Genomic DNA, 338 nt, shown 5'->3' with positions numbered 1-338 from the left:
CGGCAGTGGCGGTGGCGGCTTCCAGACCGACGCCGACCTGGCGTCCAACGGGTCGATCTCGGGCACCGGCAGCGTGACCAAGACCGGCGCCGGCACCTTGACCCTCGCCGGCGCCAACACCTACGCTGGGACGACGACCCTCAGCGCAGGCACCCTGCGGGCTGGGGCGGCAAATGCCTTCAACGCCGCCAGCGCGGTGACGCTCGGCGGCGGCGCCACGCTGGACCTGAACAATTTCAGCCAGACCATCGGCAGCCTGGCCGGCTTCGGCTTCGTGACCCTGGGCACCGGCACGCTGACGGCGGGAGGCGACAACACCAGCACCACCTTCAGCGGCG

The 338-nt window shown here is 71.6% G+C and carries 1 protein-coding gene; it reads left to right on the top strand.

Annotated features, from left to right (window positions below):
* Window positions 1-338 (top strand): autotransporter-associated beta strand repeat-containing protein (locus APY03_RS36315; protein ID WP_157103516.1); only part of this gene is annotated, 338 nt, incomplete at both ends.

The organism is Variovorax sp. WDL1, assembly GCF_001541225.1.
Classification (GTDB): Bacteria; Pseudomonadota; Gammaproteobacteria; order Burkholderiales; family Burkholderiaceae_C; genus Variovorax.
This window is presented reverse-complemented; position numbering and strand designations above follow the sequence as displayed.